At 38.8% G+C, this 18,432-nt stretch carries 14 protein-coding genes, 1 tRNA gene and 1 other annotated feature; all 15 genes read right to left on the bottom strand.

Annotated elements, in window-relative coordinates:
* Positions 1-23 precede the first annotated feature (23 nt).
* Positions 24-1,136, bottom strand: coding sequence for a 3-isopropylmalate dehydrogenase (gene leuB / locus H9655_RS01300; protein ID WP_191810143.1), 1,113 nt, complete (start codon positions 1,134-1,136; stop codon positions 24-26).
* A 28-nt stretch (positions 1,137-1,164) separates the two neighbouring features.
* A complete protein-coding gene (locus tag H9655_RS01295) occupies positions 1,165-2,706 on the bottom strand; it encodes a 2-isopropylmalate synthase (protein WP_191810141.1) in 1,542 nt (513 codons plus the stop codon).
* The gene (gene ilvC / locus H9655_RS01290) at positions 2,693-3,715 is read right to left on the bottom strand and encodes a ketol-acid reductoisomerase (RefSeq protein ID WP_191810139.1); all 1,023 of its coding nucleotides are present in this window, start codon (positions 3,713-3,715) and stop codon (positions 2,693-2,695) included. Before ilvC ends, H9655_RS01295 begins: the two co-directional genes overlap by 14 nt.
* A 32-nt stretch (positions 3,716-3,747) precedes the next feature.
* Positions 3,748-4,266, bottom strand: a complete 519-nt coding sequence (gene ilvN, locus H9655_RS01285) for an acetolactate synthase small subunit (protein WP_191810136.1) — start codon at positions 4,264-4,266, stop codon at positions 3,748-3,750.
* The gene (ilvB, locus tag H9655_RS01280; protein ID WP_191810134.1) at positions 4,263-5,984 is read right to left on the bottom strand and encodes an acetolactate synthase large subunit; all 1,722 of its coding nucleotides are present in this window, start codon (positions 5,982-5,984) and stop codon (positions 4,263-4,265) included. The genes ilvN and ilvB overlap by 4 nt, the downstream gene beginning before the upstream one ends.
* Positions 5,985-6,053: 69 nt before the next feature.
* Positions 6,054-6,311: a binding site (T-box leader), on the bottom strand.
* A gap of 737 nt (positions 6,312-7,048) precedes the next feature.
* Positions 7,049-7,125: transfer RNA gene (locus H9655_RS01275), tRNA-Arg, on the bottom strand.
* A gap of 109 nt (positions 7,126-7,234) precedes the next feature.
* Entirely contained in the window at positions 7,235-7,747 is a 513-nt protein-coding gene (locus H9655_RS01270; protein WP_191810132.1) for a metallophosphoesterase, read from the bottom strand.
* A 13-nt stretch (positions 7,748-7,760) separates the two neighbouring features.
* Positions 7,761-8,354 (bottom strand): XTP/dITP diphosphatase, encoded by a 594-nt coding sequence (locus H9655_RS01265; RefSeq protein WP_191810130.1) that lies wholly within the window; start codon positions 8,352-8,354, stop codon positions 7,761-7,763.
* 101 nt (positions 8,355-8,455) lie between these two features.
* Positions 8,456-9,526 carry a GerMN domain-containing protein gene (locus tag H9655_RS01260; RefSeq protein ID WP_191810128.1) on the bottom strand — a complete coding sequence of 357 codons (1,071 nt, stop codon included), beginning with the start codon at positions 9,524-9,526 and terminating at the stop codon, positions 8,456-8,458.
* A gap of 115 nt (positions 9,527-9,641) precedes the next feature.
* A complete protein-coding gene (recQ, locus tag H9655_RS01255) occupies positions 9,642-11,786 on the bottom strand; it encodes a DNA helicase RecQ (RefSeq protein ID WP_191810126.1) in 2,145 nt (714 codons plus the stop codon).
* 138 nt (positions 11,787-11,924) lie between these two features.
* Positions 11,925-12,722 carry a glutamate racemase gene (gene racE, locus H9655_RS01250; protein WP_191810124.1) on the bottom strand — a complete coding sequence of 266 codons (798 nt, stop codon included), beginning with the start codon at positions 12,720-12,722 and terminating at the stop codon, positions 11,925-11,927.
* A 12-nt stretch (positions 12,723-12,734) separates the two neighbouring features.
* Positions 12,735-13,193: a MarR family winged helix-turn-helix transcriptional regulator gene (locus tag H9655_RS01245; protein ID WP_095372354.1), complete on the bottom strand. Its 459-nt coding sequence runs from the start codon at positions 13,191-13,193 to the stop codon at positions 12,735-12,737.
* A 217-nt stretch (positions 13,194-13,410) separates the two neighbouring features.
* Positions 13,411-13,668 carry a helix-turn-helix domain-containing protein gene (locus H9655_RS01240; protein WP_370873250.1) on the bottom strand — a complete coding sequence of 86 codons (258 nt, stop codon included), beginning with the start codon at positions 13,666-13,668 and terminating at the stop codon, positions 13,411-13,413.
* A gap of 116 nt (positions 13,669-13,784) precedes the next feature.
* On the bottom strand, positions 13,785-14,252 hold the full coding sequence (locus H9655_RS01235; RefSeq protein ID WP_191810122.1) for an acyl-CoA thioesterase: 468 nt from the start codon (positions 14,250-14,252) through the stop codon (positions 13,785-13,787).
* 283 nt (positions 14,253-14,535) lie between these two features.
* Positions 14,536-18,414, bottom strand: a complete 3,879-nt coding sequence (locus tag H9655_RS01230; protein ID WP_191810120.1) for a 5'-nucleotidase C-terminal domain-containing protein — start codon at positions 18,412-18,414, stop codon at positions 14,536-14,538.
* Positions 18,415-18,432: the final 18 nt, after the last annotated feature.

Raw genomic sequence — 18,432 nt, 5'->3', positions numbered from 1 at the left:
AGGCCGTGTCCCTTCTTCATTATTTAAGCGTACGCACCCATAATATGCATAATAGCTTCATTATCTAGTAGCATCGCTTTTACTTCCGCGATCATTTCTGTTGTCGATGTCACTTGTTGGCTGAACTCCGCAATATCACTTGTTCTAAAGCCTGCATCTAACACTTGTTTTACAGCACGTTCTACCTCATTCGCCTCTGTTTCTAACCCGAACGATTCACGAAGCATCATCGCAGCAGATAAAATCATTGCTAACGGATTGGCCACGTTTTTTCCTGCGATATCAGGTGCCGAACCATGAATCGGTTCATATAAATATGGACCATTTTCAGATAAACTAGCAGATGGTAACATGCCTAATGAACCGGTTAAAACGGAGGCCTCATCACTTAAAATGTCACCAAACATATTCTCTGTTACGACAACATCAAACTGTTTAGGATTTGTCACCATTTGCATCGCCGCATTATCAACTAACATATGTTCAAGATACACATGGGGATAATCTTTTGCTACTTCCTCTGCCGTTTCCCTCCACATCCTGCTTGATTCAAGTACGTTTGCTTTATCAATAGATGTGACTTTTTTTCTTCTCTTTTCTGCTAAAGCAAATGCTTTTTCGATTACACGCTTCATCTCTGCTTTTTTATAAAATAATGTATCGACTACCGCAGATTCTCCGTTAGCATCCATTCGTTCACTCGGTTGACCAAAATATAATCCGCCAGTTAATTCGCGTACCATCAATAAGTCTACACCTTGGATCACTTCATCTTTTAAAGGAGAAGATTTCGCCAAACTTTCAAAATAAGTTGTTGGACGAAGATTGGCATATAGATTAAGCTCTTTACGGATTTGTAATAACCCTCTCTCCGGACGGATATCAGGATTTACTTGATCCCATTTAGGACCACCCACTGCTCCTAAAAGAATCGCATCGCTTTCTTTGCAAAGTTGAATGGTTTCTTCCGGAAGTGGTTTGCCTTTTTCATCAATCGCATGGCCGCCAATCATACCATAAGAAAATTCAAATTGGTGATTATAGCGCTCTCCGACTGCTTGGAGAATTTCAACTGCTCCTTTTGCAACTTCTTTCCCGATCCCGTCTCCTGGTAGTACAGCGATACGTTTTTTCATCTTTTATCCCTCCGATTAAAAGTGTATGTTAACTATTTTGCATAGCTGGTTCCGTTTTTTCTTTCATATATATGACTCGGTTTACTGCATTTAAATAAGCTTTTGCTGATGCTTCTAGCACATCTTGAGCGAGCCCTCGACCGCTCGTTTCTACCCCTTGATATGTTAACTTAACGAACACTTGCGCAAGCGCATCTCTACCGGCTCCAACTGATTGAATGCGATAATCGAGTAACCTAATTTCACCATTCACACTTGCTTCTAATGTGTTATATAGTGCCTCAATACTTCCTGCACCCGTACCCGCTTCCTGTATCACTTGGTTATCGCTTCCGGATAATGTAACCGTTGCTGTCGGCACTTGATTCGTACCGTACTGAATTTGGATTTGAATCAATTCATAGAATCGCTGTTCCTTCGATAATTTCTCTTCTAGTACAAGGGCGACTAAATCTTCATCTGTCATCTCTTTTTTGCGATCGGCTAAATCTTTAAATACAGTAAATAGTGGTTTGATATCTTCATCTGCCACATCTAATCCTAATTCGTCTAAACGATTTTTAAATGCATGTCGTCCTGAATGTTTACCAAGGACAAGAGAGTTAGATTGCACACCAACTAATTGCGGTGAAATAATTTCATAAGTCGTTACTTCTTTTAATACGCCATCTTGATGAATACCAGATTCATGGGCATAAGCGTTTGCTCCAATAACGGCTTTATTTGCTGGGACCGGCATACCGGAAAGTTTGCTTACAAGGCTACTTGTTCGGCTAATTTCTCCTAGGTTTAATGTTGTTTGAGCATTGTAGAAGTCTTTTCTAATGTGAAGGGCGACAGCTATTTCCTCAAGCGCTGCATTGCCCGCTCGCTCTCCAATTCCATTAATCGTTCCCTCTATTTGTGTCGCACCATTTTCTATCGCAGCTAAAGAGTTTGCAGTGGCCATCCCTAGATCATCATGGCAATGAGCTGATAATGCTACTTTATCGATAGACGGGACATTATTTTTTAAATATTTAAAAATCTCTCCGTATTCCTTCGGTGTTGCATATCCGACTGTGTCCGGTATGTTGATCACCCTTGCTCCTGCTTGGATGACTTTCTCTACGATTTCTGCCAAGAAGGGCAATTCTGTTCTTGAAGCATCCTCTGCTGACCATTGCACAATGGAAAAGCGTTCCGCCGCATACTTAACGGTATTAACTGCCGTTTCCACTACTTGCTCTTTTGTCATTTTAAGTTTGTAATCACGATGAATAGGGCTAGTTGCTAAGAAGGTATGGAGCCTTGGTTCGGCTCCTCCCTTCAATGAGTCCCATGCAGCATCTATATCCGATAATACCGCTCTCGCTAAACCTGTTACAGAAGCGTTCTTCACTGTTTCTGCAATAGATTTCACCGATCCAAAGTCTCCTTTAGATGCGGCTGGAAAACCTGCTTCGATGATGTTTACATTCAGTCTTTCTAGCTGTCTAGCAATCTCTAATTTCTCAGAGAAGTTCAAGTTGACTCCTGCTGATTGTTCTCCATCTCTAAGCGTTGTATCGAATATATTAATTTGTTGCACTGCTCACCACTTCTTTCTTTTTATTGTTTTGGACAAATGGCATCATTTTGCGAAGCTCTCTGCCAACTCTTTCAATTTCATGTTCACTTTCTTTTGCATTAATAGCTGTAAATACCGGGCGATTCACTTGGTTTTCCATAATCCAGCCTTTGGCAAATTTGCCTTCTTGAATATCTTTTAATACTTCTTTCATTTCTGCTTTTACCTTTTCATCTACAACACGTGGGCCACTGACGAAATCTCCCCATTGTGCTGTATCTGAAATAGAGTATCTCATTCCTTCTAATCCACCTTCGTACATCAGGTCAACAATTAATTTGAGTTCATGGAGACATTCAAAGTAGGCGAGTTCCGGCTGATAACCTGCTTCCGTTAACGTTTCAAATCCTGCTTTAACAAGAGAAGTGAGTCCGCCACATAATACCGCTTGTTCTCCGAATAAATCTGTTTCTGTCTCTTCTTTAAATGTCGTTTCTAAGCCACCAGCTCTTAATGCACCAATCGCTCTTGCATATGCTAGTGCTAATTCTCTTGCTTCACCTGATACATCTTGGTGAACGGCGAATAATGCTGGTACACCCGCTCCCTCTTCATATGTTCTTCTTACTAAATGACCTGGTCCTTTTGGTGCGACTAATAAAACATCACTTTCTTTCGGGGGAACGATTTGATTAAAATGGATATTAAATCCGTGAGCAAACATCAAGGCTTGATTGGTTAAATTCGGTTCGATTTCTTCTTTATATACTTTCGTTTGCAATTCATCTGGTAATAAAATCATTACGATATCTGCTTTAGCAGTCGCTTCACCTACTGAGTAAACTTGAAAGCCATCTTCAACTGCCGTCTGCCATGATTTCCCCTGTCTTAAGCCGATTACTACTTCTACACCGCTATCTCTCATATTTTGCGCATGCGCATGACCTTGTGATCCGTATCCAATTACCGCTACAACTTTCCCGTTTAAGTAGTTCGCATTTGCATCTCCGTTATAGTACATTTTAGCCATTATTCATTCTCCTCTATTCATCATTTATTTTTTTATACAATTGAAAAGTTATGTTTTTGTTGCGACTGTCTTTGTGTCCCTCTAGGGAAAGCCGTTGTGCCCGTTCTAGCAATCTCTTTAATACCATATGGCTTAATTAACTCTAGGAACGCTTCGATTTTTTCAGATTCACCTGTAATTTGGATGACTAAACTATCTTTGCTTACGTCAATGACAGAAGCTCTGAAAGGCTCAATTAAGGAATAAATCTCATTTCTTGTGTGCGGATTAGACTGTACCTTTATCAAAGCTAGTTCTCTAGCAACAACTGCTTGATTTGTAATATCCGTCACTTTCAGTATGTCTACCTGCTTATTGAGCTGTTTCGTAATTTGCTCGCTTTGTTGTTCTGACTCTACATAAATTACACATGTGATTCTTGACATCCCCTCCTGTTCAGATAAACCAACTGAAATACTTTCGATATTATAATTTCGTTTAGAAAATAAATTAGTAATTCGATTAAGTACACCAGGTTTATTTAAAACGAGTAGCGATATGATTCTCTTCATTCTTTCACACCTACCATCTCATGAATCCCTTTACCCGGAGCGATCATTGGAAAGACATTTTCATCAGCATCGACACGGAAATCTAGCAATACAGGCTCTCTTGTGTGTAATACTTCAGCTAACACTCTCTCCGCTTCTTCTTCTGTCGTTATGCTATAACCTTTAATATCGTAAGCTTCAGCTAGCTTCACAAAATCAGGTTGAACTGGAATCTTGCTATGTGAAAAACGTGATTCATAGAAAAACTCCTGCCATTGTCTGACCATCCCCAGAGATTGATTATTGAATATTGCGATTTTTATTGGTAAGTTCATTTCTTGTATAACCGCTAATTCCTGTGTTGACATTTGAAAGCCAGCATCACCGACAATCGCAAGCACACAACTATCTGGATCAGCAATTTGAGCACCAATACTTGAAGGTAAACCAAATCCCATCGTTCCAAGGCCACCAGATGTAACCCATCTATCCGCGTGTTTAAAGCGATAGTATTGCGCTGCCCACATTTGGTGTTGTCCGACATCTGTCGTGACAATCGCTTCGCCCTTCGTGTTTTCATACAAGAGCTCCATTACCCGTTGCGGCTTTAACTTAGGCGATGCTTGATCATAATGGAAAGGATGAGCAGCACTCCACTGTTTTAATGTTTCCATCCATTCGCTATGAGCTGGTTCATTACATTCTTCTTGAAGAAGTGCGAGTAGCGCAGCCTTTGCGTCTGCTACAATCGGAATAACTGTCGGTACATTTTTACCAATTTCTGCTGGGTCAATATCGATATGTGCAACCTTTGCATTCGGAGCAAAATGTTCCAAATTACCTGTTAAGCGGTCATCAAACCTTGCCCCGATATTAATCAATAAGTCACATTGTGAAAGAGCCATATTCGCTGTATAACAGCCGTGCATCCCACCCATGCCAATAAATAATGGATGGTCACTTGGAAAGCCACCAAGACCAAGTAATGTATGAACAACTGGTATTTTTGTTTTTTCCACATACTGTAAAAGTTCGGTTGCCCCCTTCGAATGAAGAATACCTGCCCCTGCTAAAATGACTGGTTTCTGTGCTGCTCCTACCGCATCTGATAGTTTACGAATTTGCAAGCGATTAGGCTTTAATGTCGGTTGATAACCGGGTAAGTCCATTTCTGCTTCTTCGGGTCTTTCGGTAATCGTCGATGCTATATCTTTAGGAATATCAATGAGCACTGGACCGGGTCTGCCTGTCGTTGCAATATAGAACGCTTCTTTAATGACTCTTGGAATATCCTCCAATTGGCGAATTTGAAAATTATATTTTGTAATCGGTGTTGTAATTCCTAAAATATCTGCTTCTTGGAATGCATCTGAACCAATCACACTTGTTGCTACTTGGCCTGTAAAGGCTACTATTGGTAATGAGTCCATCATCGCATCAGCCAACCCTGTTACAATATTCGTTGCTCCCGGGCCGGATGTTGCTATGACGACACCAGGCTTACCTGAAATCCTTGCGTAACCTTCCGCAGCATGTATGCCGCCCTGTTCATGTCTAGGGAGAACATGAAGGAATTTCGCATCATAAATCTTATCGTAAATCGGCAAAACCGCTCCGCCAGGGTAGCCAAAGACGACTTCTACATTTTCCCTTTCTAACGCATCCATTAATAAGTCTGCGCCTGTAATCGTCTCAAGCTTTGTTTTCACTTCTTCTGTTAAGGCAGCTTCCCGCACCATCGCTCTTTAACCTCCTTATTAAAATAAAATATAAAAAAGCCTCCCCATCCCTCTTTGACCAAACATTGGTCAAGGGATGAAAAGGCTTTGATCACCATTCCACGGTACCACCCTTGTTCGCGTTTCAAATATGCACGCGCACTCAGTAACAGCATAATAACTGCTAAGCTTAGATAACGGGTTCCTTCGACCCGGAAGACTCTACTAATTGTTCAAGTCTCCACTCCGAGGTGAGTTCATTTTAAGACTGGTTTACCGGTTTCCAGCTTGCCCGGCTCTCTGCAAAACCTACATCAAAAAACTACTTATCCTCATCAACGCTTTTAGTTTCTCACTTTAAACCACTAAAATTTCGTTTGTAAAAATAAAAGGAAAATAACGCTGCTTCCAATTTCATTTTCGATTTATTTTGTTGTGCTTTGCTTTGTTGAGGACTATCTTACGCCCATTTTTAAAAGTCGTCAACACCTTTTCGAAAAATTATTTGATAATTTAGATTAATCTGTTTTCGTGTATCCGCTTACATCATTGATCTATTAACCTTTTAATTGGACAAAATTTTTTATTGTTTTTATTCATTCAGCAGCATGCGAGAAAAGTAAGTGAAGTTCTTTTTAGGATGTGGTATTTGAGCAACTTATTGAGCAAACAAGCACGGCGAATTGAAGCCTATTAAAAGATTAATCATGAGCATTCATTTTCGATAAATACTATACAAAGAAACTACTACCTTCAGGGATCATTTCATTTTAGTCTATTTTTTTAATATTTAATCACGTAATAACGTGATAACTTCTACCATATTCCGACTCATTTTTTCATTATTTGATAAAAACCACCAGGATTAAAGAAGATTTTTATTTATTACATCCTATCACTATTATTTTAAGATAGTATTTTTATATTTGTTTTTCTTGGGTTTACAATTAAGGATGGACAACAACAAAGGAAATAACTTGTGGGTAATTTAATACGAAATCGATTTCTAGCTCAAAACAAAAAAAGCGCTAATCCAGGTTTTCACCGGAATCAACGCTAGTGTTGGTAGATAAATATGTAGCTAATGGCGTCCCAGGAGAGATTCGAACTCCCGACCGACAGCTTAGAAGGCTGTTGCTCTATCCTGCTGAGCTACTGGGACTTAATATCAAGACAATATTTATTATACGCAGGATAAACTGAAGTGTCAATTCATTTTTAAATAAATTTATAATTGGAAGAGAACTGCTGTAATCCTAGCAGTTCTCTTGTTATGCAAATGAGAATGATTGCTGCCATTCTTGGAGTTCGATGCCGTCTCTCGTCCAAATGGAAACGACCACTTTTTCCGCTGTCCAATCTACCATCATATATGTTTTTTCTTTCGGTTGCCTTGGTAGCGAGATGCTATTTGGGTTGAGATAAAGGATTTGATCTACCATTTCAGCACCTAGTTGATGTGAATGACCAAAACAAACGATACGTGCAGCAACTTCTTTTGCTCTTAAGCTTAAACCTAATAATGAAGATTTCACACCGTACAGATGACCATGTGTAATCCATACATTGCCGTTATCTGTATCTATTAATTCTTCGTTTTTATAGCGAGCATCGGTATCGCAATTCCCTCTCACTGCGACATATCCAGCCATTTCAGCTTGGTCGCTACTTAATTCAGAGTCCCCACAATGAATCATATAGTCGACATTTTGACTGTGACGTGCTTTTAGTTCTTGCAGGATGTTACGATCACCGTGGCTGTCACTAACGATGAGGAACTTCATGTTATCCTCCTCCTTAAAGAATAGTTGGAAGATCTTTTTCTAATTGCTTTAATGCATGTCCTCTATGGCTAATGGCTGCTTTTTCTTCTGATGTTAACTCTGCCATCGCCTTGTTCTTTGCATTCGCCCAAAAGATGGGATCATAGCCAAAGCCATTGGTTCCTTTTCGTGCATAAAGAATTTTACCTTCACATGTTCCCGAAACGGTATATGTTTTCTTTCCAGGGATAGCTACCGCCAATGCACAATAAAACCGAGCATCCCGCTTCTCTTCCGGTATATGTTTCATTTCTTCCAGTACTTTATCTATATTCGCTTCATCATTTTTTTCTTCCCCTGCATAACGAGCGGAAAATATTCCTGGGCGTCCTTCAAGGGCATCAATTGATAATCCGGAATCATCAGCGATCACCGGTCGATTCATTAAGCGCGAAATTTCTTCTGCTTTTAAAACGGCATTTTCTTCAAAAGTCGTACCCGTTTCTTCCACATCTGGCATATCAGGATAGTCATGTAATGTTTTCACTTCATAACCGAGTGATGCAAACATTTTTTTAAATTCCTCTGCTTTGCCTTTATTCTTTGTAGCAATAATAATTTCAGACATATAGCGTTTCCTTCCTTTTATGTTCGTCATAAAAAATAAAGAGAAGAGGAGGCCCCTTTCCTCACTCTTCTCATTCTACTATAAAAGGATGGTGATACCAATTAATAGCTGCCAGTATTCACACTTTCAGGTCTTGAAACAGGCTCTAGCTTTTCGCCATCTTCATCAAGTAAATCAGCCTCGCCATTCACTGTCACAGCAACAGATTCCACATCTGCTTGTTCTGTGAGTGATAACGCTAAAACTTTTAATACATTTTCGCTAATGACATTTTCTTCCCCACTTGAGAAAATCGATTCATCGAAATCAAGTGTAATCGTTCCCTCTTCTACTTTCGGTTCACCTAGTAAAGCGACTTCACTCGGCAAGACAGCAGAAAGTTTAGATCCTAAAGAAGGGTCCCCTAACTCGTCAATAATCGCCGTTACATTATTGTCGACATTATTTGATACTCGTTTTGTTACTGGGACGAAGTACTTTTCCTCTTCTTCGCCACCCATGTAATAAACGGTCACTGGTTTTGTATTTGTAATATCTGTGACAACAGAGTTATCATAATTGATACCGATAGAGCGACTTACTTCTTCGCCAATCGGTGTACCATTGACTGGCATTTCTTTAATCGCATTCCCATTTATGCTTAATTTTACTTGTTCTATTTCATCAAATTGGGTCAATGTCCATGTGACTGATTGCAGGACTCTTGCTTCATCTTCTGGATTATACTCAGCAAATTCCTTAGAAAAATCAACATGAGCCACTTTATCTTTTACATCAACCGTCATTTTTGTATCAGCTGGTAACACTGCGCGGAAATTATTTGGTAAGAGTTCAGTTACTTTTCCATCTACCACTAAATATTCTAACGCTTGTTTAGCAACAGAATTCGTACTCGGTAAATCTAATGTTTGTGATACAACATAGCCATTATTGTCAATTAAGTATAATTCTGTTGGAATCGTTGTTGTCTCTGCCGCCTCATCAGCAGCTCCACTTTCCTCACCAGTTGTCTCTTCTGTCTCTACATTGGCATCTTCGTTATTAATGGACATTTCACTCGGTGGGTCAATTTTCTCTTTCTCCTCTCCACCAAATAATCCACAACCTGATAACAAAGCAGATGAAACTAATACAGCGGACACTGCGATGGTCGCTTTTTTATTTAAAGACATAACCTTTCCCTCCTAAGACAGTTTGTACTACATGTATACGAGCCTATTTACAAAATAGACCGCCTTTAGGAAAGAAAGTCTTCTATTCTTTTAGACAAATTTGGACAAAGCTTATTTAAACAAGATGATGTTTCGTTAAAACAGCCTTAATTTGAAAATAATCAATTGTATCATCATTGAGTTCATCCTTAATTGGCCTTAACTTTTCTACACCGACTTTATCTGCAGCTACAAGTACTTCCTCTTCTACCTGCTCATTGAAAACTTGGTCCCAATCAATCGAATGGCCTTCTGCTACCGCTCTAAAAATATGATTTTGAATCGTTATCGGTGAAAAAGAACGCTCTTTAGCAATCTCAGAAATTGTTTTACCTAATTGAAAGGCTTCATAGGACTGGATATGACTTCCTGTCCCTTCAGCCACCTTTTTATTTACAGATTGTGCCTTCACAAAGTGTTGCTCTTTGATCTCGATGTCATTTTTCTCAGTAAAAACTTTAATCGCTTCTAGAAAAGCTTCCCCATATTTACTATACTTCATTTCACCAACACCTTTAATCGATAGCATTGCTTCTTTCGTAGCAGGGAAATACGTACACATTTCCTTTAAAGCCGTATCAGCAAAAACAACATAGGGCGGTACACCTTGTTCTTGTGCTAAGTTTTTTCTTAACTCCCTTAAGATAGCAAATAACTCGCTATTTTCTTCTCCAGCCGAACGTTCTTCTATCTCTTTATCTTCAGAAATTTTCATATATACTTGGGCTTCTCTTTTTAAAACCGGGATCGCTTCATCTGCTAAAATAACGGTCGGATATTGTCCATCTGTCATGGAAAGATAGCCTTCCGCAAGTAAATAATTGATCATATCAACAATTTGCTTTTCTGTTTTTTCTTTCATAAGCCCGTATGTCGTAAGTGTATGAAAAGACAATTGCTTAATCCGTTTATTCGCCGATCCTTTTAACACTTGAGCTGTTAGCTTAACACCAAAGCGCTCTCCCATTCGTTTAATACACGAGAAAATCATCATCGCTTCATTCGTGATGTCAACAGATTGTCTTTCATCTAAACAGTTAGAACATTTATTACATACTGAGACATCCTGATTGGCAAAGTAAGCGACAATATAGGATTGCAAGCAACTCTCTGTATGACAATAATTCGTCATCTGTCTTAGTTTTTCATATTCTTGTTCGCGAAGGCTTGTTGAAAGCTCGCTCTTTTCTATAAGGAATTTTTGTAGGAGAATATCTTGAGGAGAGTAAAGTAAAATACATTCACTTTCTTCCCCATCTCGTCCCGCTCTTCCAGCCTCTTGATAATAAGCCTCGATGTTTCGCGGCATATTATAGTGCACCACATAACGTACATCCGGTTTATCAATCCCCATCCCGAACGCATTGGTAGCAATCATCAACGACACTTGATCATGGACAAATTTTTCCTGAGCGTGTTTACGATTATCCTCAGAAAGACCAGCATGGTATCTTTCCACTTTATAACCTTTCTTCAGAAAATGTTCATATAATTGATCCGTCTGTTTTCTGCTAGAAGTATAGATAATACCTGATTCTTCTTTTCTACTGGATACATAGGCTTCTAAATACTTGCGCTTATCTCTTCCTTTTAACACTTGAAAAGAAAGGTTCGTTCGGGCAAAGCCCGTAACAAAAATATGCTCTTTTTCTATATGCAATAAGCGACTAATATCTTCTTCTACATTTTTCGTTGCTGTCGCTGTTAATGCAGCAATCACAGGCGTATTCGTAAGGGAGAAAATCCTGTCCACAACGGAACGATAACTCGGTCTAAAATCATGTCCCCATTGAGAAATACAATGCGCTTCATCAAAGACAATCATTGACAAATGAATGTTCTCCATAATCGTTAGAAACTCCATTGATTCCAGACGTTCCGGAGCTATGTAGACAAGCTTATATTCCCCTCTTAACAGTCGCTCTTCTGTTTCCGCATATTCCTTGTAAGAAAGACTACTATTCATATAGGCTGCAGGAATTCCTGCTTCAAGAAGGGCATCTACTTGGTCTTTCATCAGTGAAATTAAAGGGGAGATAACGATTGTCACACCGTCATTCATAAGTGCGGGTATTTGAAAGGAGAGTGATTTACCACCGCCAGTTGGTAAAATGCCAAGTACATTGTGGCCATGATTTAAATGCTGAATAATATCTTTTTGACCTGGTCGAAAACTTGTATATCCGAAATACTTCTGCAAATGCTCCTCTGCTGTTTGCATATTCCACCCTCACCTCATTTTTTTATTTATTTATATTTAAAAGCATAACGCATCCCGTTTCTTTCTCGCAATCTATTCATTAAAAAAACACCAAATACAATCAATGATCGTTCATTGATTGTATTTGGTGCCTCCATATTATCCGAGTTGTATACGCTCCACATCGTTTATCTCTCTATGCAACCATTTTGTGGCAATGTCTTTGAACATCGCTTCAGAACCTGTTGTGAAAAAGCGGTGCTGAGGCTCTTCTTCACTCGTGTTTAAAAAGCCGCGATCATAAAGAATCGTGCTCGCTTCTCGAGCGGTTTCATCTCCGGAACTAATCACGTTAACACCTTCACCCATGACTTGTTTAACTAAATTCTCTAGCAGTGGGTAATGTGTACAGCCCAATATCAATGTGTCTAAACCTTTATTTGTTAACGGACCTAACGTTTCTAGAACGATTTTCTTTGCAAACACACTCTCGTACTCTCCACTTTCTACCAGTGGGACAAATTTAGGGCAAGCTAAGCTATGAACGACCGTACGATTATTGATCCCTTTTAAAGCGAGTTCATAAGCACGACTCTTCACTGTTCCCGCTGTACCAATGATGCCAATAATATGATTTTCTGTGACTTTTAGCGCTGTTCTAGCTCCAGGAAAAATAACGCCAATGACCGGAATTGGTAGCTCATTTTTAATATCATCTAATGCCACAGCAGTCGCAGTGTTACAGGCAATAATGAGCATCTTCACTTCTTTTTCTAATAAAAACTTGGTCATTTGCCATGTGAATTCTTTTACTTCTTCCCCAGACCTCGGACCATATGGACACCGAGCTGTATCTCCTAAGTAAATAATATTTTCATTAGGTAACTGACGCATCACTTCTTTTGCAACAGTTAATCCGCCAACTCCTGAATCAATAATACCTATCGGTTGTTTCACTTTCTTCTCGCCTCAATCTCTTTTCATATCTTGATGCAACTTTCTTAGATTCTCCCTTAAATGAACGACCTCTTCACCGGAAAAATCCTTTAATACTTCTTGCAAATAATCTTGTCTTTTGTCGATTACTTCTTCTATAATTCTTTCGCCTTCCTCCAATAGATGGATTCTTACAACGCGGCGATCATTAGGATCTTTTACTCTTTTTACTAATTCACTTTTTTCCATACGATCGACTAAATCTGTCGTTGTACTAAAGGCTAAGTACATTTTATTCGATAATTCGCCAATTGTCATGTCCCCGTCCTCTAATAACCATTGTAAGGCAATAAATTGCGGAGGTGTAATCGTATAATTGCTTAAAATTTCACGGCCATGTTGCTTAATGATTCCAGAAATATATCGTAAATCCTTTTCTATATCTGCTACAACTTCATTTACATGTTCATTTCTATGTTCTCTTACGTTCATTCGCTACACTCCTATATATCATCGAAATATTCGGTTATTCCGTTACTTTTTAACCCTCATTTTATTGTCACCTTTTTCAGAAGAAAATTCAAGCGAGAACTGTAAGCAAACTAAAAAAATATGTCAAGAAAAGAAAAACGAGCATAGCGCCCGCCTAGAAATACTAAAACTCTATTACATTGATAACCGGCAATCCAGTCGGACTGCCGGTCTAAAATTATAACTCTAGCTCTCCCATACGAAGGAGCTCTACAACAGCTTGTGAACGCCCCTTTACACCAAGCTTTTGCATGGCATTAGATATGTGGTTCCGAACTGTCTTTTCGCTTATAAACAATTCACCAGCGATTTCCCTAGTTGTTTTATCTTGTACTAGCAGCTCGAATACTTCCCTTTCTCGTTTTGTGAGTAACGGCTTGTGAGTATAATCATTCTCCTTCAAGTATTGTAACCCTCCTTGCCTTTCGCCAGCCATGAATCGCGGGGTGGGTGTGTATTAGTCACCATATCATATGTATAATAAACAATGAGAGTGACTGAAATTCTTGAAGTAGCGAATGTTTATTTTTATAAATGTACGCCTGTCCCTATCTAAGATTGAGGTACATTTATTTTCTCATGAAAAGCATGCTTCATTTCATCGGTCCACGGCGCACCTTTACCAGTTAATTTAGATACCTGAACAATCGTTCCTCTACCTGTAAAGCAAATGTCACCATTCTCTCTTTTACCCATGTAATGAATATCTACCGAAGATTGTCCAATCCTGCCCGCTTTAACATAGATTAAAAGATTCTCATCGAAAAAAACTTGCTTTATATAGTCACATTGAAGATCTGCGACAACAATAAATGTTTCGTTCTCTTCCTTCACCCAATCATCCATAAGATTTAGACTTTTAAAATACTCGATGCGAGCCTCTTCAAAATATACAAATGGCACCGTATTATTCAAATGACCAAACATATCTGTCTCAGAAAAACGCACCTTAACAGGATGAGCAAATGTAAACTCTTCTTCCCATGCCACAATATTTTCTATATAATCAGTTTTTTTCATCTTTAGATCCTCCTTGAAAATGAATGAGCATTCAGTCGTTCTTTTTCTTATTATATCTTTTTTAAAGCGGATACAAAAGAAGAAATTCTTAGATATTCTTATGTTTCTTTCTCTGATTTTGTACCTGTAATGGCTTAAATGGATTATTCAAGTTAAATAATGTTTAAGATAGACCATACTAAAACGATTTGTGTGACATTTGGACAGGATGCCCTAACTACAATAAAAGCCCCAGCACATTCTTTTACGAAGGTGTTGGGGCTTACTTTAAATATATTCTATCCTAAAATCCAAACCACTTTTTAATCATTTCCCAAATCCATCTTGTGAATTCTCTTACCTTATCCTTCATGTGATCAATGATTTCTTGTTTACACTCAGACCAGCTAGTATCAGGGCCTGGAATACATGCGCTCGGCTCTTCGGGATTTTCTGGTTCACCTGGCTCTCCTGGATCCGTTGATTTCTCTTCTGCAATAATTCTTCCTTCCACATCCGGAGCCACTGGATTATGGTTTTCTAAATAGGTGGCAAACACATCATAATCCACTTCAAATAGTTCAGTCATTCTGCCCTCATCCTTGGCTGTTTTGAACATATCATATCCGTCTCCACCATCGGCTGTGAAAGCGTTGGTCGCAACGGTATAGGTTTCCTCTTCATTGATTGCTGTATATTCACCGTCTACTTTCACTTCAACGCCATGGATACGTTCACCCACTGGCTGTGCTTGGTCAAATTTAAAGCGAAGACCTGCCACTTGCATAAATTGGCCGGCACCTTCTTCAATATTTGCTACACTATGTTCTAATGCTTGTTTTATTTCTTCTCCTGTTAAATCAAGTGTGACTAACATATTACCGAAAGGCAACACAGTAAGAACATCGCCAAGCGTAATTTCACCTTGAGCAATAGATGCACGAATACCGCCACCATTCTGCATCGCAATTTGTGTTGGCACAGATTCATTAGCTTTAGAGAGCATACCATCTGCAATCAAGTTTCCTAAATTGGTCTCTTTCGTACGAACATCAGTACGTTCACCATTCAAGTCAACTTCACTGTACCCAACCACTTCTTGTTTTAATTCCTCAAGCGGTTCACTTAACTCATCAAGTTTATTCCGTGCCCATTCATCTTCTTCATAAACATATTCACCGTTCTCATCTTGACTAACAAGATCAAGTAACTCACCATTCCATTCTGACAGTACGCCTTCTTCATCAAAAATAATGTCTAAAGAGCCTAAATATTTATGATACTCATTAGCTTGAACGATTAAAGTTGGTTCTCCATCTTCATTTTTTACCACTGGCTCTTCTAATGTCGTATGAGAATGGCCTCCAACAATCACATCGATTCCCTGAACAGCTTCAGCTAATTCCTGATCGGGCGTATAACCTAAATGGGAAAGTGCTATAATCTTATTAATTCCTTCTTCTTCAAGGGCTGCGACTGTATTGCTAGCCATTTCAACTGCATCCTCAAAAACAATGGCTTCATCTGGATTCGCCAAAAAAGAAGTGTCCTCTGTTGTTAAGCCAAATAATGCTACTTTTTCGCCATCTACTTCTTTAATGATGGCAGGATAAATCTTACCGTTTTCTCCAGGATTACCAAACTCATTTACTTTTAATTCACTTAAAATCACATCATTATCAACATTCACATTTGCACTAACAAACGGAAATTCTGCATTGGAAACAAAGTCAGCCAGCACTTGCGAATCTTTGTCAAACTCATGGTTCCCAAATGTCATAGCATCATAACCTAAGCGATTCATAAATTGTAAGTCCGCTTGCCCTAAGTACATATTAAAAAATAATGTCCCAGAGAATACATCTCCAGCATCGACTAATAGTGTATTTTCTTTTTCATCTCTTAGTTGATTCACTGCAGTAAATAACCTTGGTACATTTTCTAAATGAGCATGGGTATCATTTGTATGAAGGATACTCATTGAAAATGGTCCGTCATTTTCCTCTTCTACTGCGATGTCTAACTCAACTAATAACGGGTCATGGTCACTAGCTCTACCATGCTCCTCCATGTATAGAGAATTGATATTTAAAACATCTACTTTGGCGGTTTCTACCAAATGATTCGATACTAAAATATGATCAAGTACTTGCATATTTCCTTGGTAATTATACGTGTACTGTTCGTTTTCCGGTAAAGCCTCAATCATATTCGTTAGCTCTTCACCTTTTAATGTTTCTAATACTTGAGTGAATTGAAAATCATTCATATCCCCTAATACAACCACATTCGCCTCTGGGTTTTTAGACTTTATATCTTTCACGAATCCATTTACAGCTTCTGCTAACTGTAATCTTTGTGCTTCACTCACTAATTCTGGTGGTTGATTCTTCCCAAATAGTGGTTCATCACCTGACTTAGAATTAAAGTGATTCGCAACGATAATCACATCTTCTCCATTAAATTCAAACTGTGCAGCTAGTGATTTTCTTGTATCTTGAAAAATTTCGTTCGTTGGATCAATGCGACCTGGATTCAATGTTAATTGACCGTCTTCATATGCAACCGCGTCGTTAGCCCCACCTTTTGGTGCCTCTTTTAATGTGACTCTCTCTGGATTATAGAGATATCCAACTCGAATATTCCCACCCGGTTGACCGCCATCTTGCTTGTCTTCTGGTGCGATATCTACCCAGTCATACGTCGGACCACCGCTTGCGGCAATGGCTGCAATTAATTTTTCATAACTAGCTTTTGCAGTTGTGGTCCCATCATCCGTCGGGCCATTATCATCTTGTACCTCTACAAGACCAATAATATCAGGTGAATTTAACTCATTGACCATTGACTGTGCGATTCTATTCGTCTTTTCTTGGCTTGTACCTGCATAATAATTTTCTATATTATAAGAGGCAACCGTTAATTTTTCTTCATCTTGGCCAAGTTCCGTTGTTACTACTTTTTTTTCTGATTCAATTAGATCTGGTAATGAATCCATATCCACTAACACTTTAAAATTGCTATAACCATAACTAATTACACCGGTGACTGTACCATCAAAACGATCACCCGTTTTAGCTACATAATCATCCTCTTCTAATAAAAGATGCAACCTTTCTGGATTTGCATTATCTTCCGTTAATAATATCCCGCCTTGATCAGTATAAAGTTTATCCTCTTCCTGATTGGCAATGACAGGAATTTCCCCATATTTTTGAGGTGCAACGACTTGAGGATTCTCTACTGCGATGCGCATACCTTCTAAACTCTCATAAAAATCGATACCATCTTCCTCAGGGTCAAAAGTTTGCAATTCATCATTATCAATAATATCATGAGGAATAGGAAGATCTTTTCCTAAAACAATGGCTTCTGGCAAGTCATTTCCTGATGATTCAATGTTTATCCTTCCATTTTGGGCATTGATTTCTGTCATCGCTAAATCTGTTTCTAACTTTTCACTATATCCGTCAAGAACCCATTCTTTCACAAGCCCATCCACTGCAACTCTATCTCCAACTTTCACTTGATGCGTAGGCTTGTAAACGAGTATGCCTTCTGATGTATGTAGATTATCATCTGGCGTATCATCTTGCATATAAAAATTACTGTTATCTACTACTTTTGTTACAATACCTTGTACGGCTTTCACGTTTTGATTTACATAAGGAGACTCATGCCCCGCTCCTTGTATATCATGAATCCTCAGACCTTCAATACCATCCGATGGCTCTTCCTCTTCACCATCGTCAGGGTTTCCATCAGCAAATGTAATTGCAGTTGGATTTTTCAAGCCAGGTACGGTAAAATATGCTTCAAGATTCCCAGTTATTTGTACTTTTTCACCTATAATATCAGGATTAGACTGTAAGCCAAATGTCGCTCGAAAACTACTAGACACTTGAACAGGTAAAATCTTTGACGCATCTTGCTCATTCGCATCATCAGCTATCGCAATATTATAATCATTACTGAAAGGTGGATTAAAATTGTAATTATTCGTCGAAACTGTATGACCTACTATGTAACCTTCTACTGTTGCATTACCTTCGTTATTTTCAATCGCTTCACTCACTGTCAAAACATCTTCTTGTGCTGCTTGTCCCGCTAGAGGGCTGAAGCTAGAAAATACTAACATAAAAATGATCAATAAGGCCAACCATCGATTACTAGCTAATTTCATTCTGTTCCTCCTTCAAAT

The organism is Cytobacillus stercorigallinarum (genome assembly GCF_014836495.1).
Classification (GTDB): Bacteria; Bacillota; Bacilli; order Bacillales; family Cytobacillaceae; genus Cytobacillus; species Cytobacillus stercorigallinarum.
This window is presented reverse-complemented; position numbering and strand designations above follow the sequence as displayed.